32 protein-coding genes, 3 tRNA genes and 1 other RNA gene are annotated in these 26,700 nt (G+C 35.3%); 29 read left to right on the top strand and 7 right to left on the bottom strand.

Annotated features, from left to right (window positions below):
• Positions 1-13: 13 nt before the first annotated feature.
• The gene (gene purB / locus TL18_RS09985; RefSeq protein WP_067045014.1) at positions 14-1,363 is read right to left on the bottom strand and encodes an adenylosuccinate lyase; all 1,350 of its coding nucleotides are present in this window, start codon (positions 1,361-1,363) and stop codon (positions 14-16) included.
• Between the two features lie 145 nt (positions 1,364-1,508).
• On the opposite strand from purB, the gene TL18_RS09980 reads away from it, so the two are divergent.
• The 20 genes from TL18_RS09980 (at position 1,509) to TL18_RS09885 (ending at position 16,823) form a co-directional block, all read left to right on the top strand.
• Positions 1,509-1,712 (top strand): helix-turn-helix transcriptional regulator, encoded by a 204-nt coding sequence (locus tag TL18_RS09980; protein WP_067045011.1) that lies wholly within the window; start codon positions 1,509-1,511, stop codon positions 1,710-1,712.
• 131 nt (positions 1,713-1,843) lie between these two features.
• Complete coding sequence (locus tag TL18_RS09975) at positions 1,844-2,608, top strand: CPBP family intramembrane glutamic endopeptidase (RefSeq protein ID WP_067045008.1); 765 nt, start codon at positions 1,844-1,846, stop codon at positions 2,606-2,608.
• A gap of 34 nt (positions 2,609-2,642) precedes the next feature.
• The gene (locus tag TL18_RS09970) at positions 2,643-3,044 is read left to right on the top strand and encodes a hypothetical protein (RefSeq protein WP_067045005.1); all 402 of its coding nucleotides are present in this window, start codon (positions 2,643-2,645) and stop codon (positions 3,042-3,044) included.
• 100 nt (positions 3,045-3,144) lie between these two features.
• Complete coding sequence (gene trpE, locus TL18_RS09965) at positions 3,145-4,641, top strand: anthranilate synthase component I (protein WP_067045002.1); 1,497 nt, start codon at positions 3,145-3,147, stop codon at positions 4,639-4,641.
• Positions 4,638-5,222, top strand: coding sequence for an aminodeoxychorismate/anthranilate synthase component II (locus TL18_RS09960; protein WP_067044999.1), 585 nt, complete (start codon positions 4,638-4,640; stop codon positions 5,220-5,222). The genes trpE and TL18_RS09960 overlap by 4 nt, the downstream gene beginning before the upstream one ends.
• Positions 5,219-6,226 (top strand): anthranilate phosphoribosyltransferase, encoded by a 1,008-nt coding sequence (trpD, locus tag TL18_RS09955; RefSeq protein WP_067044995.1) that lies wholly within the window; start codon positions 5,219-5,221, stop codon positions 6,224-6,226. The genes TL18_RS09960 and trpD overlap by 4 nt, the downstream gene beginning before the upstream one ends.
• Positions 6,227-6,231: 5 nt before the next feature.
• On the top strand, positions 6,232-7,008 hold the full coding sequence (gene trpC / locus TL18_RS09950; protein WP_082706466.1) for an indole-3-glycerol phosphate synthase TrpC: 777 nt from the start codon (positions 6,232-6,234) through the stop codon (positions 7,006-7,008).
• Positions 7,001-7,600, top strand: a complete 600-nt coding sequence (locus tag TL18_RS11240; RefSeq protein ID WP_067044989.1) for a phosphoribosylanthranilate isomerase — start codon at positions 7,001-7,003, stop codon at positions 7,598-7,600. Before trpC ends, TL18_RS11240 begins: the two co-directional genes overlap by 8 nt.
• Positions 7,597-8,781, top strand: coding sequence for a tryptophan synthase subunit beta (gene trpB / locus TL18_RS09940; protein ID WP_082706464.1), 1,185 nt, complete (start codon positions 7,597-7,599; stop codon positions 8,779-8,781). The genes TL18_RS11240 and trpB overlap by 4 nt, the downstream gene beginning before the upstream one ends.
• On the top strand, positions 8,774-9,544 hold the full coding sequence (gene trpA, locus TL18_RS09935; protein ID WP_067044986.1) for a tryptophan synthase subunit alpha: 771 nt from the start codon (positions 8,774-8,776) through the stop codon (positions 9,542-9,544). Before trpB ends, trpA begins: the two co-directional genes overlap by 8 nt.
• A 77-nt stretch (positions 9,545-9,621) precedes the next feature.
• The gene (locus TL18_RS09930) at positions 9,622-10,692 is read left to right on the top strand and encodes a hypothetical protein (RefSeq protein ID WP_067044983.1); all 1,071 of its coding nucleotides are present in this window, start codon (positions 9,622-9,624) and stop codon (positions 10,690-10,692) included.
• A 189-nt stretch (positions 10,693-10,881) separates the two neighbouring features.
• Positions 10,882-11,616: a proliferating cell nuclear antigen (pcna) gene (gene pcn, locus TL18_RS09925; protein WP_067044980.1), complete on the top strand. Its 735-nt coding sequence runs from the start codon at positions 10,882-10,884 to the stop codon at positions 11,614-11,616.
• 58 nt (positions 11,617-11,674) lie between these two features.
• On the top strand, positions 11,675-12,526 hold the full coding sequence (locus TL18_RS09920; RefSeq protein WP_067044977.1) for a hypothetical protein: 852 nt from the start codon (positions 11,675-11,677) through the stop codon (positions 12,524-12,526).
• 218 nt (positions 12,527-12,744) lie between these two features.
• Positions 12,745-13,023, top strand: coding sequence for a 50S ribosomal protein L44e (locus tag TL18_RS09915; RefSeq protein ID WP_067044974.1), 279 nt, complete (start codon positions 12,745-12,747; stop codon positions 13,021-13,023).
• Between the two features lie 9 nt (positions 13,024-13,032).
• Positions 13,033-13,212 carry a 30S ribosomal protein S27e gene (locus tag TL18_RS09910; protein WP_067044971.1) on the top strand — a complete coding sequence of 60 codons (180 nt, stop codon included), beginning with the start codon at positions 13,033-13,035 and terminating at the stop codon, positions 13,210-13,212.
• Positions 13,213-13,272: 60 nt separating this feature from the next.
• Positions 13,273-14,073 (top strand): translation initiation factor IF-2 subunit alpha, encoded by an 801-nt coding sequence (locus TL18_RS09905; protein WP_067044968.1) that lies wholly within the window; start codon positions 13,273-13,275, stop codon positions 14,071-14,073.
• Positions 14,074-14,079: 6 nt separating this feature from the next.
• Positions 14,080-14,247, top strand: a complete 168-nt coding sequence (locus tag TL18_RS09900; RefSeq protein WP_067044965.1) for an RNA-protein complex protein Nop10 — start codon at positions 14,080-14,082, stop codon at positions 14,245-14,247.
• Between the two features lie 6 nt (positions 14,248-14,253).
• Positions 14,254-15,024, top strand: a complete 771-nt coding sequence (locus TL18_RS09895; protein ID WP_067044963.1) for a proteasome assembly chaperone family protein — start codon at positions 14,254-14,256, stop codon at positions 15,022-15,024.
• Positions 15,025-15,052: 28 nt separating this feature from the next.
• Positions 15,053-15,613: a DUF2112 family protein gene (locus TL18_RS09890; protein WP_067045542.1), complete on the top strand. Its 561-nt coding sequence runs from the start codon at positions 15,053-15,055 to the stop codon at positions 15,611-15,613.
• 22 nt (positions 15,614-15,635) lie between these two features.
• Positions 15,636-16,823, top strand: a complete 1,188-nt coding sequence (locus TL18_RS09885) for a TIGR00375 family protein (protein WP_067044960.1) — start codon at positions 15,636-15,638, stop codon at positions 16,821-16,823.
• 3 nt (positions 16,824-16,826) lie between these two features.
• Here TL18_RS09885 and TL18_RS09880 read toward each other — a convergent pair.
• From TL18_RS09880 to TL18_RS09870, 3 genes are all read right to left on the bottom strand, one after another.
• Positions 16,827-16,900, bottom strand: a tRNA-Arg gene (locus tag TL18_RS09880).
• A gap of 55 nt (positions 16,901-16,955) precedes the next feature.
• Positions 16,956-17,029 (bottom strand) — tRNA-Arg (locus TL18_RS09875).
• A gap of 88 nt (positions 17,030-17,117) precedes the next feature.
• The gene (locus TL18_RS09870) at positions 17,118-17,615 is read right to left on the bottom strand and encodes a hypothetical protein (protein WP_067044956.1); all 498 of its coding nucleotides are present in this window, start codon (positions 17,613-17,615) and stop codon (positions 17,118-17,120) included.
• Positions 17,616-17,774: 159 nt separating this feature from the next.
• On the opposite strand from TL18_RS09870, the gene frhA reads away from it, so the two are divergent.
• Genes frhA through frhB form a run of 4 tightly spaced genes read left to right on the top strand, consistent with a single transcriptional unit; the run spans position 17,775 to position 21,287 of the window.
• Positions 17,775-18,989, top strand: a complete 1,215-nt coding sequence (frhA, locus tag TL18_RS09865) for a coenzyme F420 hydrogenase subunit alpha (RefSeq protein ID WP_067044954.1) — start codon at positions 17,775-17,777, stop codon at positions 18,987-18,989.
• Between the two features lie 17 nt (positions 18,990-19,006).
• A complete protein-coding gene (gene frhD / locus TL18_RS09860) occupies positions 19,007-19,576 on the top strand; it encodes a coenzyme F420-reducing hydrogenase, FrhD protein (RefSeq protein WP_067044951.1) in 570 nt (189 codons plus the stop codon).
• Complete coding sequence (gene frhG / locus TL18_RS09855) at positions 19,576-20,424, top strand: coenzyme F420 hydrogenase subunit gamma (RefSeq protein WP_067044948.1); 849 nt, start codon at positions 19,576-19,578, stop codon at positions 20,422-20,424. Before frhD ends, frhG begins: the two co-directional genes overlap by 1 nt.
• Before the next feature lie 11 nt (positions 20,425-20,435).
• Entirely contained in the window at positions 20,436-21,287 is an 852-nt protein-coding gene (frhB, locus tag TL18_RS09850; protein ID WP_067044945.1) for a coenzyme F420 hydrogenase subunit beta, read from the top strand.
• A 96-nt stretch (positions 21,288-21,383) separates the two neighbouring features.
• Here frhB and map read toward each other — a convergent pair whose 3' ends face one another.
• On the bottom strand, positions 21,384-22,301 hold the full coding sequence (gene map / locus TL18_RS09845) for a type II methionyl aminopeptidase (protein ID WP_067044942.1): 918 nt from the start codon (positions 22,299-22,301) through the stop codon (positions 21,384-21,386).
• Positions 22,302-22,420: 119 nt separating this feature from the next.
• On the opposite strand from map, the gene TL18_RS09840 reads away from it, so the two are divergent.
• From TL18_RS09840 to TL18_RS09820, 5 genes are all read left to right on the top strand, one after another.
• A complete protein-coding gene (locus TL18_RS09840; protein ID WP_067045538.1) occupies positions 22,421-22,825 on the top strand; it encodes a hypothetical protein in 405 nt (134 codons plus the stop codon).
• A gap of 12 nt (positions 22,826-22,837) precedes the next feature.
• Positions 22,838-23,359: a hypothetical protein gene (locus TL18_RS09835; RefSeq protein WP_067044939.1), complete on the top strand. Its 522-nt coding sequence runs from the start codon at positions 22,838-22,840 to the stop codon at positions 23,357-23,359.
• A gap of 94 nt (positions 23,360-23,453) precedes the next feature.
• A tRNA-Met gene (locus TL18_RS09830) sits at positions 23,454-23,528 on the top strand.
• Positions 23,529-23,548: 20 nt separating this feature from the next.
• Positions 23,549-23,831, top strand: an RNA gene (rnpB, locus tag TL18_RS09825) — RNase P RNA component.
• 168 nt (positions 23,832-23,999) lie between these two features.
• Positions 24,000-24,641 (top strand): metalloprotease, encoded by a 642-nt coding sequence (locus TL18_RS09820; RefSeq protein WP_067044937.1) that lies wholly within the window; start codon positions 24,000-24,002, stop codon positions 24,639-24,641.
• 36 nt (positions 24,642-24,677) lie between these two features.
• Here TL18_RS09820 and dusB read toward each other — a convergent pair whose 3' ends face one another.
• Positions 24,678-25,652 carry a tRNA dihydrouridine synthase DusB gene (gene dusB / locus TL18_RS09815; RefSeq protein ID WP_067044934.1) on the bottom strand — a complete coding sequence of 325 codons (975 nt, stop codon included), beginning with the start codon at positions 25,650-25,652 and terminating at the stop codon, positions 24,678-24,680.
• A gap of 74 nt (positions 25,653-25,726) precedes the next feature.
• Positions 25,727-26,572, bottom strand: coding sequence for a DUF1002 domain-containing protein (locus tag TL18_RS09810; RefSeq protein ID WP_067044930.1), 846 nt, complete (start codon positions 26,570-26,572; stop codon positions 25,727-25,729).
• Positions 26,573-26,700: the final 128 nt, after the last annotated feature.

Raw genomic sequence — 26,700 nt, 5'->3', positions numbered from 1 at the left:
TCTTTTTTAAATTTTAAAACCAACTTTCTGATTTTTCAAGCAATTCATCGATAATTGCAGGTATAGATCCTGTGTAGGTGTGAGGATCCATTATTTTGTCAACATCTTCTTGAGTTAAGTATTTTTGAACTTCTTCGTCTTCCAGGATTAACTCGCCGAGCAATAGTTTTTCTTTATTTGCTTTAATAGCATTTTTTCTTACAATTCCATATGCGGTTTGTTTTCCCATTCCTGCACGGGTAAGTTCTGCCATTAATCTTTCAGCCATAATTAAACCGTTAGTTAAGTTCAAGTTTCTTTCGATGTTTTCATCATAGAATACGAGATTTGACATTAATTTTATTGTTAAGTTTAAAATATAATCAGTTAAGATACAGCTTTCTGGAAACATAATTCTTTCACAGGAGGAATTGGTTAAATCCCTTTCGTGCCAAAGAGGGTTGTTGTCCAATGCCGCATTAACATATGATTTTACAATTCTTGCAACACCGCAAATTCTTTCAGCAGTGATTGGATTCATTTTGTGAGGCATGGTGCTGCTTCCAACTTGTTTTTCAGGATCGAAGTACTCGCCCACTTCCATAATCTCAGTTCTTTGCAAACTTCTGATTTCAAGTGCAATTTTATCTAAGGTACTTGCGATATTGGCCAGTACACTAATGAATTCTACATGGTTGTCCCTTTGAACCACTTGGTTGGTAATTGTTGCTGCAGGCAGGCCTAATATTTCTGCTACGCTTTTGTGAATTTCCCATCCTTGTTCTCCTAAAGCTGCAGTAGTGCCCACTGCTCCATCCATCATTCCAATACAAACATTTGATTCTGCATGTTCTAATCTGTCATATTGTCTGTGGAGTTCATCAGCCCATAAACCAAATTTCATTCCATATGTTGTTGGGAGTGCATGTTGACCGTGTGTACGGCCGATACAAACCTTCATTTTGTGTTCTTTTGTCAATTCAAGCATGATTTTTGTTAATCTTTCTAGCTTTTCTTTTAGTACTGTAATGGAGTCTTTAATTAGTAATGAATTTGAACTGTCTACAATGTCGTTGGATGTTGCTCCAAAGTGCACATACTCGCCGGCACCGTTTTCGCATACTTCTGTAATTCCTTTAGATAAAGCAGCAATATCGTGGTTTGTTTCAGCTTCAATAGCTTTAACTCTTTCTAATTTTACATATTTTGTGTTTGCTTTTGCAGCGATTTCATCAGCGACTTCCTGTGGTATTATGCCAAGTTTTCCTTCAGCTTGAGCCAATGCAGATTCAACATCTAACATTCTTTGTAATTTATTTTCTTCTTCCCATATATTTTTCATTTCAGGTGTCCCATATCTAAATTCAATAGGGTGTATTGCCATTTTTTATCAACTCTCATAAATTATTAACTTAACATTATACTATTTAATTTTCAATTATTTTATAGTTTAGGTAATTTTGGCAAACATTTATATTGTTTTATATAAAGATTTAATAACGCTATTATAATTTATAATAGGTGATTATTTGGAAACTATGATAAGGCCGTTACGCCAAGAAAAAGGCATAACCCAACAACAACTAGCCGATTTGGTTGGTGTAACACGCCAAACAATAAATGCTTTAGAAAATGCTCGCTATAACCCTTCCTTATTATTGGCCTATCACATTACTAAGACATTGGGTAAAAATGCTATAGAAGATGTTTTTATCTTCAAAGAAGATGATTAAATGAATTGGGAAATATAATTAATTATGAACTCAGTCTTGATTAGTTATTTTTAATTCACTATTTAGTGTATCCTATCTAAAATTTAATCTTTAAATTTAACTTTACTTTAATTAAAACCTTTTTTGATAAAATGTCAATTTTTAACGAAAAAATTAAACAGATTAGTTTAAAAGAGGTATTATTTTTAATACTTATTCTATATTTTTCCTATTTTTTATTAACATATTTCAATATTGACATTGGAGGGCCCTGGATCAATCTGTTTATAATCGCATATTTCATTTATAGAATAGGAGATTTTTCAGGGCTAAAAGAAGACATTTTTAAGGCGGTTTCAAAAGATTCGATGAAATCCATTTTGATAGTTGTCCTTCTAAACATTTTCATCTCTTATGGGCTCCTGTATTTGTCCCAATTCCTGTTAAAAACATTTCCTTCACTGGATTTTTTAGTCAGTTTTCATTTGTCTTCTATGTATTTGATTAATTCAATCATTTCTGTTAGTTTCATTTCCACAGTTTTTATCTCCCCTGTTGTTGAGGAGCTGATTTTTAGGGGCGTTCTAATAAATAAATTGAATTTAATAGTTCCTACAACCTTTTCTATACTCATCACTTCATTGATGTTTGCTTCATTGCATAGCTTTGGAAGCATTATAGCGGCATTTGTTTTTGCAGTCTGTATGGGGATTTTATATGTAAAAACAGAAAATATTGTCGTTGTAATTTTGGCTCATTTTTTAAATAACCTGATTGCCGAAAGCATAGTTATTTGTGATGTAAACAATGTCCTATTTACAAATGGCATTGTTGTTTTAATCATGTCTGTTCTGGCAATTGTTTCAGCTGTTCTGATTGCAGTTTCGATTATTGAGGAATTACATAATCTTAAATAAAATAAGATATAGATATCTTTTAAGGAGTTTTAAAATGGATTTAAGAAAAATTGGAATTGCATTAATATTTATTGGAATTGTCCTTACTGTCGTTTTCATAGATAATGATAAGGTTTTTGTTCCAGCTTTAACAATCACTGTTTTAGGGTTTTTCATTACTGTCGTTGGTTTTGTCATTGAAATCAGAAAGCAGAAAATTGTCAATGACAGATTGGATGAGGACATAGGCAAAATACTTCAACCGTTAATCACCAAATATTCAAACTTGAATAAGCAGTATCGCAGTGAGTTTGAAGGCCAGGAATATGTTGAGAAAAGACTCCAGTTAAACAAGGATTTGGAAAGGGAAATTTCAGAAAAACTCCCTTATTTGGATAGCAGGTCTATTAAAAAAATTGTTATCCAGTTCAGCAAAGAACAGGATAAGATTAATTAAATTTTTTTTATTTTTTCCAATAATGTACAAATTATGACAACAAGGTTTTAAATAGTGCATTATACTAAGTATATTATGAAAAAGGATAAAATGTGATAAGATGTTTTCCCCAAGTTTAGATGAAGTTAAAAAAATTGCAGAAAATAAAGAATATAAGCGAATACCCATATCTTATGAGTTATTCTCAGATATGGTTACTCCAATAGAAGTTTTAAGGATTTTAAAGTCTACTAGTAAGCATACATACATGTTGGAAAGTGTTGAGGATTCACAGAAATGGGGAAGATACAGCTTTTTAGGTTTTAATCCTATATTGGAGTTCACATGTCAGGACGGTGTTGTATGCATTAGGGGCGATGAAGAGTTCAACGGATTGAATGATGATGAAAAAGTAATCAAAACCGATAATCCCAGTGAAATCATAAAAAGTCTGGTAAATGAAAACAGATCTCCAAAATTTGATTATTTGCCACCATTTACCGGAGGTTTTGTTGGTTATTTTGCATACGATTATATAAAATATGTAGAGCCGTCACTTAATTTAGATGCTGAAAATCAAGACTGCTTTAAGGATATTGATTTGATGCTGTTTGATAAGGTCATTGCCTTTGACAATTTTAAACAGAAGCTCATTCTAATTTCTAATATCAAAACTGATAATTTGGAGATTAATTATGAAAAGGCATGTAAGGAGTTGAAAGACATTGCTGAATTAATCAAAAACGGTAAAAAATCTAAAATTATACCACTCAGCTTACAATCAGATTTTAAACCTGTTTTTTCACGCGAGGAATATTGTGAAATGGTTGAAAAGGCAAAAAATTATATTTATGAGGGGGATATATTTCAAGTTGTGCTTTCGAATAGAATTGAAGCAGACATTTCCGGAAGCCTATTTGATACATATAGGGTTTTAAGAACCACCAACCCTTCTCCTTACATGTTTTATTTCTCAAGCGATGATATTGAGATTGCTGGAGCATCACCGGAAACCTTAGTTAAGTTGAATGGAGATAAGCTGTATACATTCCCGCTAGCCGGAACCAGACCTCGCGGAGAGAGCGAAGAGGAAGATTTGAAATTACAGGAAGAATTGCTGGCTGATGAAAAGGAATTGGCGGAACATAATATGCTTGTTGATTTGGGGCGCAACGATATCGGAAGGATATCAGAAATAGGCTCTGTAAGTGTGGAGAAGTATTTGTCAATTGAAAAGTTTTCCCATGTAATGCATATTGGATCTACTGTAACAGGAACATTAAGAAGCGATTTGGATTCGCTTTCAGCTATCGATTCAATATTGCCTGCAGGAACATTGTCCGGTGCTCCAAAAATAAGAGCATGCGAAATAATCAATGAACTTGAAAACAACAAAAGAGGAATTTACGGCGGAGCTATTGGATATATAGATTTAAGCGGAAATATTGATACTTGCATTTCAATAAGAATAGCGTTTGCCAGAAATAATAAGGTATTCATCCGTTCAGGAGCGGGAATCGTTGCCGACAGCGTTCCGGACAAGGAATTTGATGAATGCTTGAATAAGGCCAAAGCGGTTATCAATGCATTAAATATTGCAGATGGAGGTATTGAATGATTCTTTTAATTGACAATTATGATAGTTTTTCATATAATTTATTTCAGCTGATAGGTGAGGTGAATTCAGATATTTTGGTCTATAGGAACGATAAGATAACTATAGAAGAGATAAGGGATTTAAATCCGGAATGCATCATATTGTCTCCGGGGCCTGGAAAGCCTGAAAATGCGGGGATGTGCGTTGATATTGTAAAGGAGTTCCATGACAGCATTCCTATTTTGGGAGTTTGCTTGGGCCATCAAGCGATTTGCACAGCCTTCGGCGGCAGGATATCCCATGCCAAAAGATTGATGCACGGAAAATCTTCAAACATTTCACTGGATTATGATTATATTTTCAAAGGCTTGCCGAGTGAGATTACTGTCGGCAGGTATCATTCACTGAGTTTAGTCAAAGATACTCTTCCGGACTGTCTTGAAGTCATTTCAAAATCATTGGATGACGGCGAAATCATGGCTGTAAAGCATCAGGACTTTAATGTATATGGCCTTCAATTTCATCCGGAATCAATTTTGACACCTGATGGGTTGACAATTATTAAGAATTTTATAGAAAAAACTGATAAAGGGATTTTATGATTAAAGAAGCTATTTTAAAAGTATATAAACATGAAGATTTAACTTATGATGAAGCATATCAGACCATGGATGAAATCATGAGCGGTGAAGCAAGTGAAGTTCAAATGAGTGCCTATTTAACCGCAATGTCCATGAAAGGAGAGACAATAGATGAAATCACAGCATCTGCAGAAGCTATGAGGGCTCATTGTGTAAGGTTATTGAACGACAAGGAAGTTTTGGAAATAGTCGGAACCGGAGGAGACGGTTCAAACACATTCAACATATCAACCACTTCATCAATTGTCATTTCGGCTGCAGGTGTTCCCGTTGCAAAACACGGAAATCGTTCAGCATCCAGCAAATGTGGGGCGGCAGACGTTTTGGAACAACTTGGAGTAAACATTTACATTGAACCAGAAAAAAGCTTGAAATGTCTAGATGAAATTAATCTGTGTTTCTTATTCGCTCAAAATTATCACTTGTCCATGAAATATGTGGCAAATGTTAGAAAAGAGCTTTCAATCAGAACAATCTTTAACATTTTAGGCCCGCTAACAAATCCTGCCGGGGCTACAATGCAGGTTCTCGGTGTTTATGAAAAAGAATTAGTAGAACCTTTAATCAATGTATTAAATAATCTGGGTGTAAAATCTGCAGTATCCGTATACGGTATGGACGGCATGGATGAAATTTCAGTCAGTGATAAAACATTTGTATGTGAACTTAAAGATGGTAAAACAATGTCTTATGAAATTTCACCGGAACTTTTCGGAATGGAGTTGGCATCCAAAGAGGATATTGTCGGTGGGGACGCAAAAGAGAATGCTGAAATTACTCTGTCAATATTGAATGGTGAAAAAGGTCCGAGAAGGAATGCTGTTCTCTTGAATTCCGCTGCAGGATTGTATGTTGCAGGAAAAGTCGATTCATTAAGGGAAGGTGTTGATTTGGCTAGTGAAATAATTGACTCCGGTAAGGCTTTAGAGCAACTTGAAAAATTTATTGAATTTACAAATAGCTGATTATTATGTTGGATGAAATAGTGGAAAAAACAAAAGAAAGAGTAGAGGCTGCTAAAAACATTTTGCCGTTGGACGAACTTAAAAAGGAAGTTTCAGCAATGGATATTTCTGATGAATTTCCATTTAAGAGGGCATTGTCAGATCCTGAAATAGCAATCATCGCTGAAGTTAAGAAAGCTTCACCTTCTAAAGGTGTAATTGCTGAAGATTTTGATTACATAGCCATTGCAAAGGAATATGAGGAAGCAGGAGCCAATGCAATTTCTGTTTTGACTGAACCATACTTTTTTAAGGGTGATGATTCCTATCTGAAGGAAATTGCCGAAACAGTCGATATCCCGATTTTGAGAAAGGACTTTATCGTCGATGAATATATGATTTGGGAAGCTAAACTGCTTGGGGCATCAGCTATTTTACTTATAGTATCCATTTTGGATATTGTTCAGCTTAAGAAATATCTGGATTTGGCCCATGACCTGGGGCTTTCTGCAATTGTTGAAACTCATGACGGGGATGAGATTATGCGCGCTATGACTGTCGGCGCAGAAATCGTCGGTGTAAATAACAGAAATCTGAATGATTTTACAGTAGATATCGATAATAGTATCAGTTTACGTAGATGTGTTAGTAGTGATGTAATATTTATTTCAGAAAGCGGCATTAAAACAAAGGAAGATGTTGCCAGATTAAAAGAAAACGATGTTGATGCAGTTTTAATAGGCGAAACTTTAATGAAAAGTGATGATAAGAAGGCTATGATTTCGGAGTTGAAGAATGGTTAAAATCAAAATCTGTGGACTCAGGAGATTGGAGGATATAAAAATTGTAAACAAATACAAACCCGATTATGTTGGTTTCGTATTTGCAGAAAGCAAAAGGAAAGTATCCCATTCATTGGCTGCAGATTTAAAGAATTATCTTGATTCCGATATAGTTTCAGTAGGGGTTTTTGTCGATGCTCCCAAAGATGAAATAATAAACTTATTCAATGATAAAATAATTGAGGTTGCACAGCTTCACGGAAATGAAAGTGAAGAATTTATCCAAGAATTAAAAGAAAAAACTGATAACAATTTAAAGATTATTAAAGCCATTGAAATGTCGAAAGACACTAATTTAAATGATTATGAACGTTCTCAAGCCGATTTTTTACTTTTGGATAGTGGCAAGGGAAGCGGAAAAACTTTTGACTGGCGGCTGATTAGAAAAAATTTAAAAAAGGAATTTTTCCTAGCAGGGGGATTGAATAGTTCAAATATTAAGGAGGCTATCCTTGAATTTGACCCTTATGCTGTTGACTTAAGTTCAGGTCTTGAAACTGACGGATTTAAAGATGAAAATAAAATTAAAGAGATTATGGAGGTTATAAATTGAATAACGGGAGATATGGTGAATATGGTGGCCAGTACATATCTGAAACATTAATGAATGAGCTGCTCTATTTGGAAGAGCAATACAATCATTATATGAATGATCCTGAGTTTGTAGAAGAGCTCAATACACTATTGAAAGAGTATGCTGGAAGGCCATCCTTATTGTATTATGCTAAAAGAATGACAGAAGACCTTGGCGGGGCTAAAATATATTTGAAGCGTGAAGATTTAAATCACACGGGAGCTCACAAAATCAACAATGTTTTAGGCCAGGTTTTGCTTGCTAAAAAAATGGGAAAAACAAGAGTAATTGCCGAAACAGGTGCGGGACAACACGGAGTTGCAACTGCTACTGCTGCAGCGCTTTTGGACATGGAATGTGAAGTGTTCATGGGAGAAGTTGATACCAAAAGGCAGGCATTGAATGTTTATAGGATGGAATTGCTGGGCGCTAAAGTCCACACTGTAAAATCAGGAACTAAGACATTAAAGGATGCGGTAAATGATGCTTTCAGAGATTGGATTGCGCGCGTTCATGATACCAATTATGTAATCGGTTCCACAATGGGACCTCATCCGTTCCCGATGATTGTCCGTGATTTCCAGGCGGTCATCAGTGCAGAAGCACGTGAACAGTTCCTTGAAAAAGAGGGAAAATTGCCTGATGCAGTCATTGCCTGTGTTGGAGGGGGAAGTAATGCAATGGGTGCATTCTATAACTTCATTGATGATGAAGATGTTAAATTAATAGGTTGTGAAGCCGGAGGAAAAGGTGTGGATACACCATATAATGCGGCTGCATTGACAAACGGTAAAATCGGAATATTCCATGGAATGAAATCAATCTTCAATCAAGGTGATTACGGCCAGATTGCACCGGTTTATTCCGTTTCAGCAGGCCTGGACTATCCTGGTGTAGGTCCGGAACATGCATATTTAAGGGATATTGGAAGGGCAGAATATGTCCCGGTAAACGATGAGGAGGCTGTTGAAGCATTTGAATACTTGTCAAAGATGGAAGGAATCATACCCGCTATCGAAAGTGCACATGCCGTTGCTTATGCGATGAAATTGGCTCCGGAAATGGATAAGGATGAGATTATAATGATATGTCTTTCCGGAAGGGGAGACAAGGATGTCAGATCAATTGCAGAATACAGGGGAGTTGATTTAAATGAGTAAAATTGCTAATGCTTTTAAGGATGGAACAGCATTTATAGGATTTTTGACTGCAGGAGACCCTACAATAGACAAAACCGTAGAATACATTCTGACCATGGAAGAGGCAGGATGCGATTTGATTGAGATAGGCATTCCGTTTTCAGATCCTATGGCTGAAGGAGTCGTAATTCAGGATGCTAACGTAAGGGCTTTAAAGCACAATACAACTACTGACGATGTGTTTGACATTGTGGCAAGAGTCCGAGAAAAGACAGATATCCCCTTAGTGTTTTTAACTTATATCAATCCTGTGTTCTTTTACGGATATGAGAAATTCTTTGAAAGATGCGCGGAATTGGGAATTGATGGAATCATATCTCCCGATTTGCCTTATGAAGAAAAAGGCGAAATTTCAGAAATTGCCAAATCCAATGGTGTTGACGTAATCTCTTTAATCGCTCCAACTTCAAGTGAGAGAATCAAAAAGATAGCCCGTGATGCAACAGGTTTCATTTATGTAGTTTCTTCACTGGGGGTTACCGGAATGCGTTCTGAAATAAAAACAGATTTGAAATCAATCTTATCAGACATTCGTGAAGTCACTGATTTGCCGTTGGCAGTTGGTTTTGGTATCAATACTCCAGAGCAGGCTTCGGATATTTCCAAAATCGCTGACGGGGTCATTGTTGGCAGCGCCATTGTTAAAATAATTGAAGAGCATGGTGAAAACGCTAGCGAGGCCTTAAAAGAATATGTTTCAAGCATGAAAAATGCATGCTTGTAGTTAAAACACACATTTTAGGGAAATCCATATTCGGATATTGAGAATGGAGTGTGGTGGGGTAAGTTTAGGATGATATTATGAAAGATAAGAAAAGGTGTTCTAAATGCCTTAGACTAAATGACATAAATAAGTTCTGCATTTATTGCGGGAACCAGTTGTTCAGTGATGATGAGTTAAAACTGATTACTGATACTCCTAAACCATACTGTCTTAATTGCGGAAGGCCTGTTGAAATAGGCCAGGAAAAATGCGACTGCGGATATGAATTTAGAGATATTAAATGTCCGGAATGTGGAACTGAAAATGCATATGCAAATAGGTTTTGCACTTCATGTGGAGAAAAGCTTTGGAGGTCCAATGTCTATGACTATGTATATGACAAAGAACTTTTTAGACGTCACTTTCTGGAAAAGAGGTTGCCGTCTGATTTACGCAATATTTCAGTATACCTTATTTACAAATTAGGCTTCGCTAAATATGATTCAAGCACCATCAGGAATAGTGTAGGTAGGAGTTTAGAAGAACTCGAATCTGAAGAGTATAAAACCTATAAGAGGTTGGATGAAATATGTTCAAGATGGATGATTGTATCACCTAATTATTGCATAAATTGTCTTAGCATATTAAAACCATATGAAATAAATCCGCAATTATGTTCATGCCCGAAATGCGGAGTCAAATTTATGCGGATGACAAAGAGAGTAGAATACTTGAAGAGCGAAAAAAATAATTATGTCCAACCCCCATTTGATATGGCAGAATCAAAATGGACTTCCAAAAGAGATGACCAGCGTTATCTCAATTCTTTAGCTCCTTCAATCGGAGAAACTCAATTTGAATACAGAGAGAGGCTTAAGTGGGAATTTGCAGAAAACACTTATCGTAAGGAGCTTATAAATAGAGAAAAGGCCTATGCACTCCATAATTCCTATTTTGAAGAATCCAAAAAGACTGAACCCAAAAGGACTGAAAGAAAAGCAAGTGGTGGAGGAATTTGTGGTTCTTCTTGTAGACATTATTGCGAAGAAATTATAGATAGTGAAGGATCTATAGTTGGTGAGTATTCCGACGGAGGGTATGTTGAGGATTATTGTTCTTTAGGTCATTCTATATCCTATGGAGGTTTTTGTAAAGATTATGAATTTTAAATACTTTAGCCATGTTTAAAACAATGTTTGAGTGGAATTGATTGAAGAAATTTCTATGGTAATTTTCATGAAAAATTAAGTATCAAAAAGTGATGTTCAATTATACTTTTGAATGATTTTTTATTGAAAAGATAAACTTATAATATATAAAAAACAAATATAATCACATTATTAATAAGAGGATTATTTATGTTTAAAGCAGAATTAAGTGATTCTAGTATACTAAAAACCAGTTTTGATGCTATTTCATCTATTGTTGATGAAGTACAAATTCAAACTGATAGTGAGGGCATGAGATTAGATGCCTTAGACCGTAGTCACATAACTTTCGTACATTTAGAGCTTAAAGCTAGCTTATTTGATGAATATATTTGTGATGTTCCTGAAAAAATTAATATTGATACTGATGAATTTATGAGAGTTCTCAAAAGGGCAAAATCTCAAGACAGAGTATTGATGACCGTTGATGAAGGTAATTTCATTATTACATTTGAAGGAGATGCTACTAGAACTTTCAAAATAAGATTAATTGATATGGAATATGATAATCCTGTTCCTCCTCAAATTAATCATCCAACCACATTCAAAGTTCGTTTCTCAATCTTAAAAGATTGTATCAATGATATTGACATATTTTCAGACAAAATCGCTTTGCAAGTTGATGAAGATTACTTCATCGCATCTGCTGATGGTGAGTTTGGTGATGCAAGCATCAAATATCTCCACGGTGAAAATATTCAAGAGCATGCAAAATCTTTATTCTCATTAGATAAGATTAGGGAAATGCTTAAAGCAGATAAATTTTCAGAGGAAGCTGAAATTAGTTTAGGTACTGACATGCCATTAAGTCTAACCCTTAATATGGTTACTGGCGACGGTAAGCTCAGTTTCTTGCTTGCTCCTAGATTAGAAACAGATGAATAATTCTTTTCATTTGTTTAACTTTTTTTATTTTTAAAAATTATTTTAGAGATGGTATTAAGTGGATCAATTTTATCAGGAATTGCGCAGAGTTCAGAAAAAAGAACGTAATAATGGTACTTTAGCTCGTGTAGAAGAGGATTTCTACAATAAGATTCATCAGTATTTGGATGAGCTTAAGGAAGAGGCAATGAGGGATCCATTTTCAAATGTTTCAGGGATGCTTAAGCAGGCCCAGATTATTGCTACCGAAATTTGTGAAAGGCGTGAGAAAAAGATTTCCGAAGCCGCTGTAGTCAATATTCAAAGGTCCTATCACTTGTTCACCGGAAAACCTCAATTTGATTTAGTTGATACCACTCCATTGAACTTAACTCCCGAAGAGGAAAAGTTCTATTTTTCATTGATTGACACTTTGAGAAATCATAGGGGAAATATCTCCCTGGAAAAATTATCCGATGATGATAATGAAACTGAAAAGATTGTCAAATCTAAAGAAACCCAATCAAATACTTTAATTCCACCTGCTCCCGAAGATAAGGATGATGAAGTTTTAAAAAGATTGGATGAAATCAATAAAGCGGAAATCATCACCGATGATTCACAAAAACCTGCTGAAAAGGAAATTCCTAAAACTCCTGTTAAAAAAGAGGTTAAGCCTCAAGTAAATTCAGCTATTGAAGACAATCCCAACGTATTGGACAATCAGGATGAATTTTTTGATTTCGAATCAAAAAGGGTAGCTAAGGACACAGAATTGGTTACCATGCTGGTGTTTGATGAAGTGGGGCCTATTGTAGGCGTTGATGAAAAGGTTTACGGTCCGTTCAGGCCGCAGGATTTAGTGACTCTACCTTTGGTTAATGCAAAGATATTTTTCAAAAATCGAAAAGGCCGCCAGGTAAAAATTTAACTATTTTTCCATTACATTTAAATAACTTGATAAATAGATATACTAATCGTATCTATTTGTGATAATAAAAAATTATATTTTATTATAATTTGGATTTTTGCTGTGTGTAGACTTGATGCGTTACAATACAGTTTCAATCTCTACGTTTTTTGATAGAAATTAGATTTAGATAAATTCATAGATAGATTTACAATGATTTATTAATTACGGTGAAAAATATGAAAATACCAAAAGAAAAAAGAACATACTGTCCTCACTGTAAAAGACACACAGTTCACGAAGTACATACTGCAAAGAAAAGAAAAGCAAGTGAATTGACCTGGGGACAAAGACAATTTAGACGTGTAACTGCTGGATATAGAGGTTACCCAAGACCTTTACCTGCTGGAAATAAACCAGTTAAAAAATTAGATTTAAGACTTAAATGTAAAGAATGTGGTAAATCTCACATCAAACAATCTTTCAGAACAGGAAAACCTGAATTCGTATCTAAATAGGTGATTAACATGGTTAGTAAAGGTAGAGGAAACTTTTTAAAAGTTAAATGTTTAGATTGTGATAATGAACAAGTGATTTTTGATCGTGCAGCATCTGATGTTAAATGTATCATCTGTGGTAAAACACTCGTTAAATCTCGTGGTGCAAAAGCTAAAATCACAGCACACATTGAAAAAGTTTTAAACTAGATTTTCTAGTTTTCAACTTATTTACTATTTTTTATAATTTTTATTGATGTTGGTGAGAATATGGTAAGAAAAAGTCAAGAATGGCCTGATGAAGGAGAACTTATTGTTGGTACCGTTTACAAAGTTCTTAATTATGGGGCTTTTGCTAAATTAGAAGAATATCAGGGCAAAGAAGCTTTTATTCACATTTCTGAAGTATCTTCTGGTTGGGTTAAAAATATCAGAGATCATGTGAGGGAAAATCAAAAAATCGTTTGTCGTGTTCTCAGAGTAAATCCTAAAAAGGGGCATGTTGATGCTTCCTTAAAAAGAATCCGTGAAGACCAAAGAACTAAAAAAATCCAACATTGGAAAATTGAACAAAAAGCTGAGAAATTCTTAGAATTATCTGCAAAATCATTAGATAAAACTTTAGATGAGGCTTATGATGAAGTAGGTTATGAGCTTATGGATATCTTCGGTGATGTTTATGGCGCTTTTGAAACCGCTTCTGATGAAGGTGCTGAATCTCTTACCGAAGAAGGCATCCCTCAAGAATGGGCAGATGCTATTACCGAAGTGGCTAAGAAGAACATCACTCCTCCGGAAGTTCACATCAGCGGGTATGTTGATATTGAAACTTTTGTTCCGAATGGTGTTGAAATCATTATTGCTGCTCTTAAAGCTGCTGAAGATAACGGTGATGCTGAAGAAGAGATTAAAGTCCAATGCGTTGGTGCACCAAGATACAGAATCACAGTCAAATCAACTGATTATATATTAGCTGAAAAAGCTCTTAAGGCAGCAGCTGATAGGTGTATTGCAGTTGTTGAGGAATCTAATGGTAATGGTTCTTTTCTAAGAGAGTTAGATAATAATTAGATTCTTATGAAAATGAAAATGAATAAATGTCCTGAATGTGGGATTTATACTTTAAAGGATGCCTGCCCTAAATGTGGCGGCGAACTTAAGGTAATCTATCCTCCCAAATTTTCAGTTGAGGATAAATACGGTAAATACCGTAGGATATTAAAAAAAGAATCAATGAAGGAGTAATACACATTGAATGCTGCTGAAATAAACATTTTAGAAGAAATTGAGCTGGAAAACCCTATTTTCATTGAAGCATTACCTGGTCTTGGACATGTTGGTAAATTGGCCGCCGATCATATGATTGATGAATTGGAAGCTACTAAATTTGCTGAAATTTATTCTCCAACTTTCCCTCCTCAAGTCATTATCAAAGAGGATGGAATAATTAAGAATATGCTTAATGAGTTATATTATTTGAAGGATGTTGGTGAAGACAATTTGGATTTAATTATTCTTGTCGGCAATACTCAGGCATTATCTCCTGAAGGCCAATATCTGATTTGCAAGGATATATTGGAATTCGTTAAAGGATTTGGCATTACTAGAATCTTCACACTTGGTGGAATGGCTATTCCACAGCCTGTTGAAAATCCTAGGGTTTTTGGTGCCGCTACAGATGAAGCCAATATTGAACTGCTAAAAGAAGCTGATATTGAAATCAGGTCCAATGATGGTGGAATCGTGGGTGCTTCAGGACTCTTTTTAGGCTTAGGGGTTCGTCAAGGAATTCAAGGGTCTTGCCTTATGGGTGAAACTCCAGGTTATTTCATTGATGCAGAATCTGCCGAAGCCATATTGAAAAAGTTATCATTATTGCTTAATTTTGAAATCAATACTGATAAATTGGATGAAAGGGCTGAAGAAACCAGACAAATGATTGCAAAAGCTCAACAAATGGAACAGGATTTGATTAATAAAGCTAATGCAGGAAATGCAGATGATTTAAGGTATATTGGTTAAATTCCAATATATTATTTTTTTTATTTTCATGAACGTTATAGTAGTGCCCGACGCTTCAATGATTGTAATTCCATTAATCGAAAAGAATGGACATACTTACTTATCCCCTTCAAATTTTTCCAGATATGACAATATGGATATATGTGAGGGCAATTTTACTTTTGATAATTTAATTACCAAATATTCTTCAAGCGAACTTCCTTCAGGTGTTAGGGGAAGACTTTTTTTATTTTCAAAAATAATACCTGATGCCGATGCGGCCATAATTATCGGAAAAAGGCCTAGATATCGTGAAAGGATGTATGATTCTTTGAATGATTTGATTCTGTTTGGGGGAAATGCCTGCAATAATGCCCATAGTCTTGAAGTTAAAATAGTCGAAGATTTAAATATTCCCACTTTAAAATTGGCTTTTCCAACAAATCAAAAGGAATTGATAGATCTAATAGATAAAACAAATCATTTTTTGAAAAATTTAGAAAACATCCAGGGAACTGTTAATTGTGATAATTTAAGTGCAGATTTATCTGTTAAAAAACAGAAAGCATCTGTTATCGATGTTAAAAAGACATTGGATAATTTAATATAATTTTAGTTTCTAACAATAATATATGTTAGTAAATGCAGATTTTCATGTTCACAGCTGCTTTTCAATGGCATCCTCAAAGGATATGCTGATAAAAAACATGGCTCCAAAATCCAAATTGAAGGGATTGCAGCTTTTAGGCACAGGAGATGCCTTCCATCCTGGATGGCTGGATATTATTGATGAAACAACAGAATATTCGGGAGATGGAATCTACACATTTGATGACATGGATTTTGTTTTGACAACCGAAGTGGAAGGAAAAAACAGGATTCATCATGTAATTATCATTCCGGATATGGATATTGCCCGCGAACTGTCACAAAAATTGCCTTCTAAAAACAAGGACATTGATGGAAGACCTAAAACAAGATTGGATGGTGCTGAACTTTTTGAGCTTGTTAAGGAATATGATTGTCTAATAGGTCCTGCACATGCATTCACTCCATGGACTGGAATGTATAAGTCATATGACAGCATTTATGACTGCTATGAAAAAAAGGTCGACTTTGTTGAATTGGGTCTGTCCGCCGATACGTTCATGGCGGATTGTGTCGAAGAACTTAAGGACTTCCCATTTTTGACTAATTCTGATGCACATTCCCCCTGGCCGCATAGATTGGGAAGGGAATTCAACCAAATAGAACTTGAAGACATGTCCTTTTCTTCAATTAAGAAAGCATTTAAGCATAAGGATATTAAAGCAAACTATGGACTAATACCTAATTTGGGAAAGTATCACATGACTGCATGCACTAAATGCTATAAATTAATTGATCCGTTGCTGGCCAAGGAAAACAGGATGAAATGCAGTTGCGGAGGAACAATCAAAAAAGGTGTGGATTTTAGAATTTCTGAAATTGCCGATTTCAATGAACCTCATCATCCGGATTTCAGACCGAAATATGTTCACTTAATGCCGTTAGCCGAACTGATATCAACTGTTTATGATAAGGGGGTAACAACCAAAACGGTTCAAGGCAAATGGCAAAGGCTGGTCGATGAATTTGGAACAGAAATCGATGTTTTAATAAATGTTTCATTGGACAGTATAAAAAGAATTGACCAGAATATAGCTTCAGTCATCGAATCATTTAGAAATAATTCTATTGATGTCATTCCCGGTGGAGGGGGTCAATACGGGAAAATATTGTTTGATAATGAATTGAACGATAAAAAAGCAGAAAAAATCACAACTTTGGATAATTTTTAAAAACGGACTTGGAGGGATTTGAACCCTCGATCTTAAGATTAGGAGTCTTACGCCCTTCCAGACTAGGCTACAAGCCCATAAACATTTTAAATTTTATAAAAATATTAATAAAAAAAGTCAGTATATTGAGAGCGGACCCGCCGGGATTTGAACCCGGGGTCTTCGGATTAGAAGTCCGACGCCCTATCCAGCTAGGCTACGGGCCCTCGTATACAACAATAATAATTATATTTTTCGTATTATATATATTTATCTATTATTTGATAAAAATAAAAAAAGGATTGAAGAGAAAATTTATCCTCTTCCAGTAGCGCCTGTAGCGTCATCAACACTAATGGTATCTACATTTTCGCCATCTGCATTATAAACTATGAAATACCAAACTCCTCCGGAGTAGTATCCGCTTCCGATATAACATCCTGATTGGGAGATTGCACTACTTGCAATACTTTGTGCAGTTGAATAGGATAAGTGTGTACCTGATCCACCGCCATCTGATCCACCGCCAGATCCGCCGCCGGAACCTGATCCACTTCCGGATCCTGAGTCAGAACTTCCTGAACCACTTCCTGATCCGGAGCCTGATCCTCCTGAACCGCCAGAATTTACAGACATTCCAGAATGATTGCCATGGGTTGTATTGTTTCCAGGGCCGTGTCCTGTAGGATTTGCAGACATACTTGATAAATCAGAGAATATTGGATTGTTACTATTTGTAAGACCATATGCAGCAACAGCTGCGGCAACACATAAAACGATTATAATTGAAATAATTATGTTTGATTTATCCATGTTTTATCCTCCTGTAAATTATTATTTAATTATAATAATATAACTTAGTTTTTTATAGCTTATATATATTTCTATATGAATTTTTACAGTATTACTTATTAATGTTTAGAAATATATAATATAACGTTAGTTTCTAATTTCTTAATTGAGGTGACATATTTGAAAGATAGAGTAGTTATATCTCCTACCACTCGTCAAGAAGGCCATGCCGAACTCGTCATGGAAGTTGATGATGAAGGGATAGTTACAAAAGGTATGTATTTTAGTATAACTCCTGTTAGGGGTTTAGAAAAGATGGTTCTTAACAAAGCTCCTGAAACAGCACCTGTTTTATGTCAAAGAATTTGTGGAGTATGTCCAATTCCACACACTTTAGCATCTGCAGAAGCTATGGACATGGCATTAGGAATTGAAATTCCTAAAGCTGGTAAATTGTTAAGAAAAGCTGTCGCTGCAGCACACGGTATTAACAGTGCAGCAATTCACCACTTCTTAGTTGCTCCGGATGTTGTCCCTGAGGACAAATTCGTAGATGCAGTTAACAGTGTAAGTGAAGTAAGAAAAAATGTTCAATATGTTGTAGACATGATTGCCGGTGAAGGTATCCACCCATCCGATATTAGGGTTGGAGGAATGGCAAGAAACATTACACCATTCACCAAAGAAAGATTAGTTGAAAGAATGACTGCTTTAAAACCAAAACTTGAAGCACATGTTGAATTTATTAAAAACTGTGTTCTTGAAGCTGGTTTACCTAAAGATTTAGGTGTTGTTAATCAACCATTAATGGCAGTTGATGCAACTTATGGTAGCAACGATTTCGATATGGACAAATTCTCAGAAGTATTACCTGAAGCATGGTATGATGACCCAGAAATAGGTAAAAGAGGATGTTCAGTAATTCCATTATGGGAAGGTACTAATGTCGAAACTGGTCCAAGAGCAAGAATGGAAAAATTCTCTGGATTTAAAGACAAAGGTGTAGTTGCTCAACACGCAGCTCGTGCTGACGAAATGTTGAAAAACTTTGATGCTTGTATGGAAGCATTAGATGCAATTGATCCTGCAGCACCTGCAAATGTATCTTACGATAAAAGAGGAACTGGTGAACTTGGATTTGGTGTCATTGAAGGTCCTAGAGGAACTGATGTACATATGGCAAAAGTTGTTGAAGGAAAAACTCAATTCTACTCAGCAATTGTACCAACTACTTGGAATATTCCAACCATGGGTCCTGCAACTGAAGGATTCCACCATGAGTTAGGTCCACATGTAATCAGAGCTTACGATCCATGTTTATCCTGTGCAACTCATGTAATGGTAGTTGACGATGAAGACAAATCCATTCTCAAAAATGAAATGGTGAGAATCTAAGTAGTGAGGGTTAAATAATGCCTTATAATTCGGATATAATCGTAATTGGATGTGGAAATATCTTATTTAAAGATGATGGTTTCGGTCCAATAATTATTAATCTCTTACAAAAATATGCAGATGATAAAAACGATTATTATGATCCGGCTGTTACCGCTTATGTTGAAGATGAATTTAATAAGGATATTTTAGATGATATTAAAGGGAAATTTGAAAATATCACCTTACCTGACAGTGTTCAATTTATAGATGGAGGTACAGCAGCTCCTACCAATTTCTTCCCGTTGTATTCAGAATATGATTGGAAAAAATTGATTGTTGTTGATGTTGTAGAATTCAACGCAGAACCTGGAACTGTTGACACATTTAATCCTAATATTATGAAAATAGGAAAATATGACAATCCCCATGGAATGACTGTCGAAGAACCTCTTCAAAAAATTTCAGAAAAATGTGAAGTGGTTGTTGTTGGTTGTAAACCAGCTGAGATTCCAACTCCGGATGTGGATATGGGTTTAACAGAACCCGTAGAAAAGGCAATTCCTGAAGCTATAGATATTATTTTAAATGAAATCGGGGTAAAATAATGTTTGAAAAATTGAAAAAAGCTTTTGGCGGCTCCAAAGACGAAGCTGCACCAAAAGTAGAAGAAAAAGTTGAAGCAGCTGTAGAAACACCTGTAGAAGCTGCTCCTGAAGCTGCTCCTGAAGCTGCTCCTGCAAAACCACGTATTGGTTACATACACTTAAGTGGTTGTACTGGGGATGCAATGTCTTTAACTGAAAACTACGACATTTTATCCACTGTTTTAACTGATATGATTGATATTGTTTACGGACAAACTTTGGTAGATAAATGGATTCACGGTACTTACGCTGAAGAAATGCCAGAAATGGACTTATGTTTAATTGAAGGTTCAGTTTGTTTACAAGATGAACACAGTGTTCACGAACTCTTAGAAGCAAGGAAAAAATCCGGTTTAATCGCCGCATTTGGTTCTTGTGCTGTAACCGGTTGTTTCACTACCTTTGCTCGTGGTGGACAACAAGCTCAACCTAAACACGAATCTTTCTTACCAATTAGTTCTTTAGTCAAAGTGGATTTAGCACTTCCTGGTTGTCCTGTAGCTCCTGAAGTTATCGCAAAAGCAGTTGTTGCATTATGCGAAGGAGACTTAGATTACTTAAAACCAGCAATGGATTGGGCTGCATGTGATAAAGGCTGTGGCTGTGATGTATTAACTAACGTAATCCGCCAAGGATTATGTACTGGTTGTGGAACTTGTGCTCTTGCTTGTCCAACTAGAGCAATGGGCTTTTCCGAAGGTAGACCTAGCTGTGATAGAGACAGATGTATTAAATGTGGATCTTGTTATATGATGTGTCCAAGGTCATGGTTACCTGAAGGAAGAATTAAAAAGGAAACAGGACTTTAGGAGGAATGAATATGGTATTAGGTACTTATAAAGAAGCAGTATCTGCAAGATCTACTGATAGTAAAATATTAGATGTATCACAAGATGGTGGTATTGTATCTGCATTACTCTGTTACGCACTCGATGAAGGTATCATTGAAGGTGCTGTTGTAGCTGGAACTCCTGATGAAGACTGGAGACCTGTTCCTACTGTAGTAACTTCCGCTGATGAAGTAATTGCAGCTGCAGGAACTAAATACTCCATGTCCCCAACTTTATCTGCATTAAAAGAAGCAACACGTCAATACGGATTAGAAAAAGTTGGTGTAGTAGCAACTCCATGTCAAACCCAAGGTTTAAGAAAAGCACAAGCATATCCATTTACTAGATTCGTCGCTGAAAAAGTTAAATTAATCATCGGTATCTACTGTATGGAAAACTTCCCTATGGCTTCTCTTGATACCTTTGCAACAGCTAAATTAGGATTTGACAGCTTACAAGATGCAACTAAAATGGACATTGGTAAAGGTAAATTCTGGTTAACCAAAGATGGCGAAGACAACGGTTTAGCTATTAAAGAAACCCACGGTTACGAACAAGCTGGATGTAACATCTGTAATGATTACGTTTGTGAATGGGCTGACGTATCCACTGGTTCTGTAGGATCTCCTGACGGTTGGTCTACTGTTTTAACCAGAACCGACGATGGTGCTAGTGTATTCAATGCTGCTGTTGAAGCAGGTTTAATTGAAACCAAACCAATGGACGAAGTAAAACCTGGTCTTCCTTTACTTGAAAAATTAGCTAAAGGTAAAAAAGACAAAAACAATGCAGAACGTGAAAGAAGAGCTAAAATGGGAGTTAAAGTCCCTACAATCTACTAATCTTCTTTCTTTTTTTCTTTTTTTTTTTAAAAAATAGTTATTCTTATTTTATTTGATAGTTTTATAAAAAAATAGTTTTGAAGAGATTGCTCTCTTCTAAATGGTTGTAACTGTACAGCCTTCTTTTTCAACAATGACTGTATGTTCCTTTTGACTTACAAAATAATCCTGTTTTTCACGAAGTGGAGCATAAGGATAGATAGCCATCGCTTCGGACAATTGTTTTAAAGCTATTGCACCTTTCCTTTCGCCGAATTCATCTGTAATCCATCTTCCGGAAAATGGAACATATGTGTGATTGTGCTGTATATATTTCAAAATCCTTTGTGTGCTTTTCATTCTAAATGGTTTGTTTGCCATGTATGAAAAGATATAATGTCCTGGGGCATCATTTACAAGACCTTCTCCATTGGTTGCAAATGGTTCGATTGCAATGGCCTGGCCTTCTTCCAAAACATAATTGTCATGATTGTCATAGTTTGGAATGGAAATTCCAGCATGCAAGTTGTATTGTTCTAGGCTGTGGCCTGTTAAATTGAATATTGGGTTTAAATGATATTCGGATATGGCTTCATGAACTGCAGCTCCTATTTTTGAAACTTCGATTCCCGCCCTGACAGTGGCTATTGCCGCTTCAAGGCCTGCTGCTGATGCCTCTTTGATTTCTTCATGTAAGTTGATTTCATCCTGTGTGTAATATTCATCCATGTTTCCATCAGCTATTACGGTAACGGCGGTATCTGCAATATATCCGTCAACCATTGCACCTAAATCTAATTTTACCATATCGCCTGCCCTAATAGGGGTTTTATCTCCTGCAGGGGATGTGTAATGTGCAGCTATTTCATTCAATGATACATTGCAAGGAAAGGCAATTTCAGCTCCGCTTTTTAAAATTTCGCTTTCTACATACTCAACCAAATCAATAACTAAAGTTCCATCTTTAATCATCTTTGAAGCTTCTTCACGAATCTTTGAAGCGATTTTTCCAGATTTTATATATGATTCCATCATAAATATATACCTTCTAATAATAATATAATTAATTTTATATTTGATTAAATTTAATAATATTATATATTGATTTACTCTATAAATATAATTGGAGGTTAATAAAAATGGAAGTTCCTACAATGGAGGCCACATCATTATCAAGTGATGTAATGCTATTGCTAATTGTTATAATTATTGCAATTGTGTTAATTATAATTGTTTATCAATGGAGAAAAGTTGTACAATCCAAAAATTCAATTTTAATCCTTGAAAAAGAAATTGAACTTAAAAAAATGTCAATGGTTGAAAAAGACATTGAATCTAAAAGATTAATGGACAATCCAATTCCATTACCACAAGAGCAACAAGACAGCCTTTCAGCTATCAGGCAATCTACTACTGAAGTAAGAAGTAATGTAGGTTATCTTCATTCTGAAATCAATGAAAGGTTAGCTAGACTTGAGGCCGAAACCGAACAAAGAAAATTAGAGAAAATGCTTAAGGAAATTGAAGCAAAAGAGAACAAACTCAAAAAAATGAAATAGTAGGGTGGTAATATGGATGCTATGGAAGCAATTGCAATTTTAATCTTGATTGTCGCGATTGTTATTTTAGTATATTATTATTTATTGAATAGTCCTCAAACTATGGATAAAATACGCAATTATGTTCCAACTAGTGGCGATGCTCACATGGATGAGGTATTGAAAAATTCTGAACCTGCGTATGATTTAACTAAAGATGATGTTTCTGAAGTTGAAGATTCTGAATCTATGGGCAAAAGAATCAAAGTCAAATTAAGTGATATTGACATGTCTAGTTTAAATACCGATGCATTTTCCAATAAGATTGATGCATTTTTAGACCAAAAAAGCGATCAGTTAATTAAAGACTGGTCTTTGGCCACCACTGATGATTTGGATGAACTTCAAGCCAAGTTTTCTGAGACCACTAGCAATGTAGATAATTTGGAGAAAAATTTAGAGGAATTTAGAAAATCATCTGAAGAATTCCAAAAAGTCACTGAAGAAAAATTAGATGATTTAGATAAAAGAATAGAATCTTTAGAAAATAATTAAGTTATTTTCTTTGATTTTTTCTCTTTTATAGAAAGATTTATATATAATCTTTAATATAATTATATAAATAGTGTAATACTATTTTTGTTCGTATAGCAGGGTGGGGTAGTCTGGTGATCCCGCGGGGCTCATAACCCCGAGATCCCTAGTTCAAATCTAGGCCCTGCTACTTTTAATTAATTTTTCATGGCAAGTTAAAGACAGCTGCTGGTTTTTTATTAAACTAAGGAAACTCCGCCCATCAAACAAGACTATGGCGTTGAAAAACGTATACTGAGAAGTATGACTCTGGAGCAGAAACGACACGGCTTTTAATGGTTGACGATGATATTTAATTGAGGACATTAAAAGAATCGGTGAAACGGCCATTCCATAGGATGCAAGAGCAAAGCTGCCGATAATCGCTTGTGTAGGCAAGGTAGTTCGCTAAGATGAATGCTGTTAAACAGAAGGTGGGTTACTCTTAACAGGCCATGAATATTAATTATTTTCTTGTTTTTACTTATTTTCAGTTTTTCATCCATTCTGTCACATATTGCCAGATATATATTACATTAACGATGATGTTTTTTTGGATAAATGCCATAAATTCAATTTCCTATGGAAAAAAATTTAATATATTGAAAATATAATTAATATTATGTTTGAATATACAAGAAGGGAAATAATTGGTTTAACAATTGCATTTGTCGTACTTTCATTTTGTTTTGCAATATCAGTTGTTAAACTAGATCTTCATGGAATCATTTCAATTTTACCTATTGTTATGGTTGGTGTAGGAATAGGAGTTATATTGCGTGAAATCGCACAGAAATACATGGCAATGAAATATGGCTGCGAGGCGGAATTTAGATTATGGCCTATTGGATTATTGTTTGCGTTTGCAACATCATTTTTCGGTTTTGTATTTGCAATGCCTGGGGAAATCAGAACCAATCCTGATGAGGTTACCGATGAAATAGATGGTAAAATTGGAATTTCCGGGCCGATGTCTAATATGGTCCTTGCATTAGTGTTTATAGGAATTGCAGCTTTAGTATATCCTTTTTCATTACACTCAAAAATTCTTGAATTAATATATTTAATTTGTACTGTAGGATTTTCTGTCAATAGCTTTTTAGCAGCATTTAACCTATTGCCTCTTTATAGTTTGGACGGAATTAAAGTTTTAAAATGGAATCCAAAATATTGGATTGTTATATTTGTCATTGCTGTAGCTATGATGTTGCTGTCCATTACTATTGGCGCTGAAAATATGGTTACAATGCTTATAGGAGCATAATCTGCCTGTTTTTGCAGGTTGCTCTTAACAGCCTATTTAATAATTTAATATTTTCAGGTAATCTTCAATCAAATCGTACAGTTCTTCTTTTGTGGTTGTTTTAAATAGTTTGGGTTTTATTTCCACGCTTCTATATAATCCCTTTAAGTAGTATGCAGCATGAACTCTCATTTTGGAAATGGCCACCTTTTCGGGTTTTCTTTCAAAAAGCAATTCCGTATGCCTTTTTATCATTTCAAACCTTTCTTCCTTTGTTACCTTTTTAGGTTCTGTTCCATTGTCCAGGTATTCAACGCACTGTTTGATGAGCCATGGATTTCCAAGTGTAGCCCTTCCAATCATTATTGCATCGCATGATGTTTCATCAAGCATTCTTTTTGCATCAAAACAGGTTCTGATGTCACCATTTCCAATGACTGGGATAGAAACTTCATTTTTAACGTCTTTGATTATTGACCAATCGGCATCAACACAATAACTTTGCTCTTTGGTACGTGGATGGACTGTAATGGCTGATGCGCCGGCATCTTCAATAAGCCTGGCCATCTCTAAAGCGTTTATCTTGTCCCATCCGCTTCTGATTTTTACTGTAACTGGTACTGGAACCGTATCTACTACTTCACATACTATTTTATATGCTTTGTCAGGGTCTTTTAAAAGTGCGCTTCCGGATTGGCCTTTTATGGCGACTTTTCGAACGGGACATCCCATGTTGATGTCGATGATGTCCGGATGCATATGCTCGTAGATGTAGGCCGATGCGTTTTTCATTGTCTCGGGAGTCGATCCGAATATCTGCTGGGAAATTGGCCTTTCGTAATCTGTCATCTGCAGCATGTCCTGTGTTCTGGTATTGTCATATATGAGGCCCCTGTCGGATACCATTTCAGTACATATGAGTCCACAGCCCATTGATTTGGCGATGGTTCTAAATGGGGAATCGCATATTCCAGCCATTGGCGCTAAAACAACCTGATTATCTATTTCAACAGTTCCGATATTCCACTTCATAAAAATCACTATATAAAAATAATATGTCTTTTGGGAAATATATTATTAATTAAAAAAAAGTATAAAATGGATTATTATCCGAATAATCCATCTAAAAGTCCTTTTGCAGAGTTAACCTCGCTGCTGTTTAAAACATTGTTTACTTCTGTTTCATAATTGTTGATGTCTCCTTGAACGTTTTGTATTTGTTCAATGGAGCTTGCGAGGTTTTCAATATCATTGTTTGTGATATTTATATTGTTCACAACAGTGTAATTGTAAATTATGTTTACAATTGTTGTGTGGTCTGTAACGTTTTCTTTTTGTACTGTTTCTTTCACGTCATCCACTAATTTGGATAAGTCATCTGCGCTAACATTTGAATTTTCAACGATTTCAGCTTCAGTATAAATTTCATTGTTAGCTGCTTCTTTCACGGTATCTGGAATTTCAACATTGGTAGCAACTTCATATGAATTCATGATTCCGGCTAAAGCTGATTCACCGGTTGCTACAACAGGGCTTGTTACATATACGTGTCCGCTTGTAATTCCAGAGGATTTTAATGCTGATAGGTACATATCCCCAGTTATTGTTGTGATTGTTGATTTGTCAACACTAACTTCCAGTTTGTCATTATCGTTTAAGTCAACTAATGCTGAGGAGAAAATTTGGCTTGAACTGTAAGTCTTTCCAGTTATTGAGCTTGAAATTTTGTTCACGTCATCAGCAGTTATTATTTTTGAGTTTGCTTTGCTTAAATCTGCATTTGATTGAGTTTTAAAGAAATTATCTACAGTGGCTTTGTATTCATGATTTGCATGTGTGGTCTCGCCGTAGGTTATTACAACCGGATCGACTTGACCTGAAAAGCCTACCGGGATAAGCATTCCTATAATGATTATTGATAAAATAATCATACCAATACTAATCTTGCGCATCAATCTCACCTCTATTATATTAGTACATTTTATTTAGTCAAATGATTATTTAAATCTATCTTATTAATTTTAAGATTGCTTGAAAATTAGTATATTACAAAAAAATTTAGTAAGTTTTATAAGTTGTC

Source organism: Methanobrevibacter sp. YE315, assembly GCF_001548675.1.
Taxonomy (GTDB): domain Archaea; phylum Methanobacteriota; class Methanobacteria; order Methanobacteriales; family Methanobacteriaceae; genus Methanocatella.
This window is presented reverse-complemented; position numbering and strand designations above follow the sequence as displayed.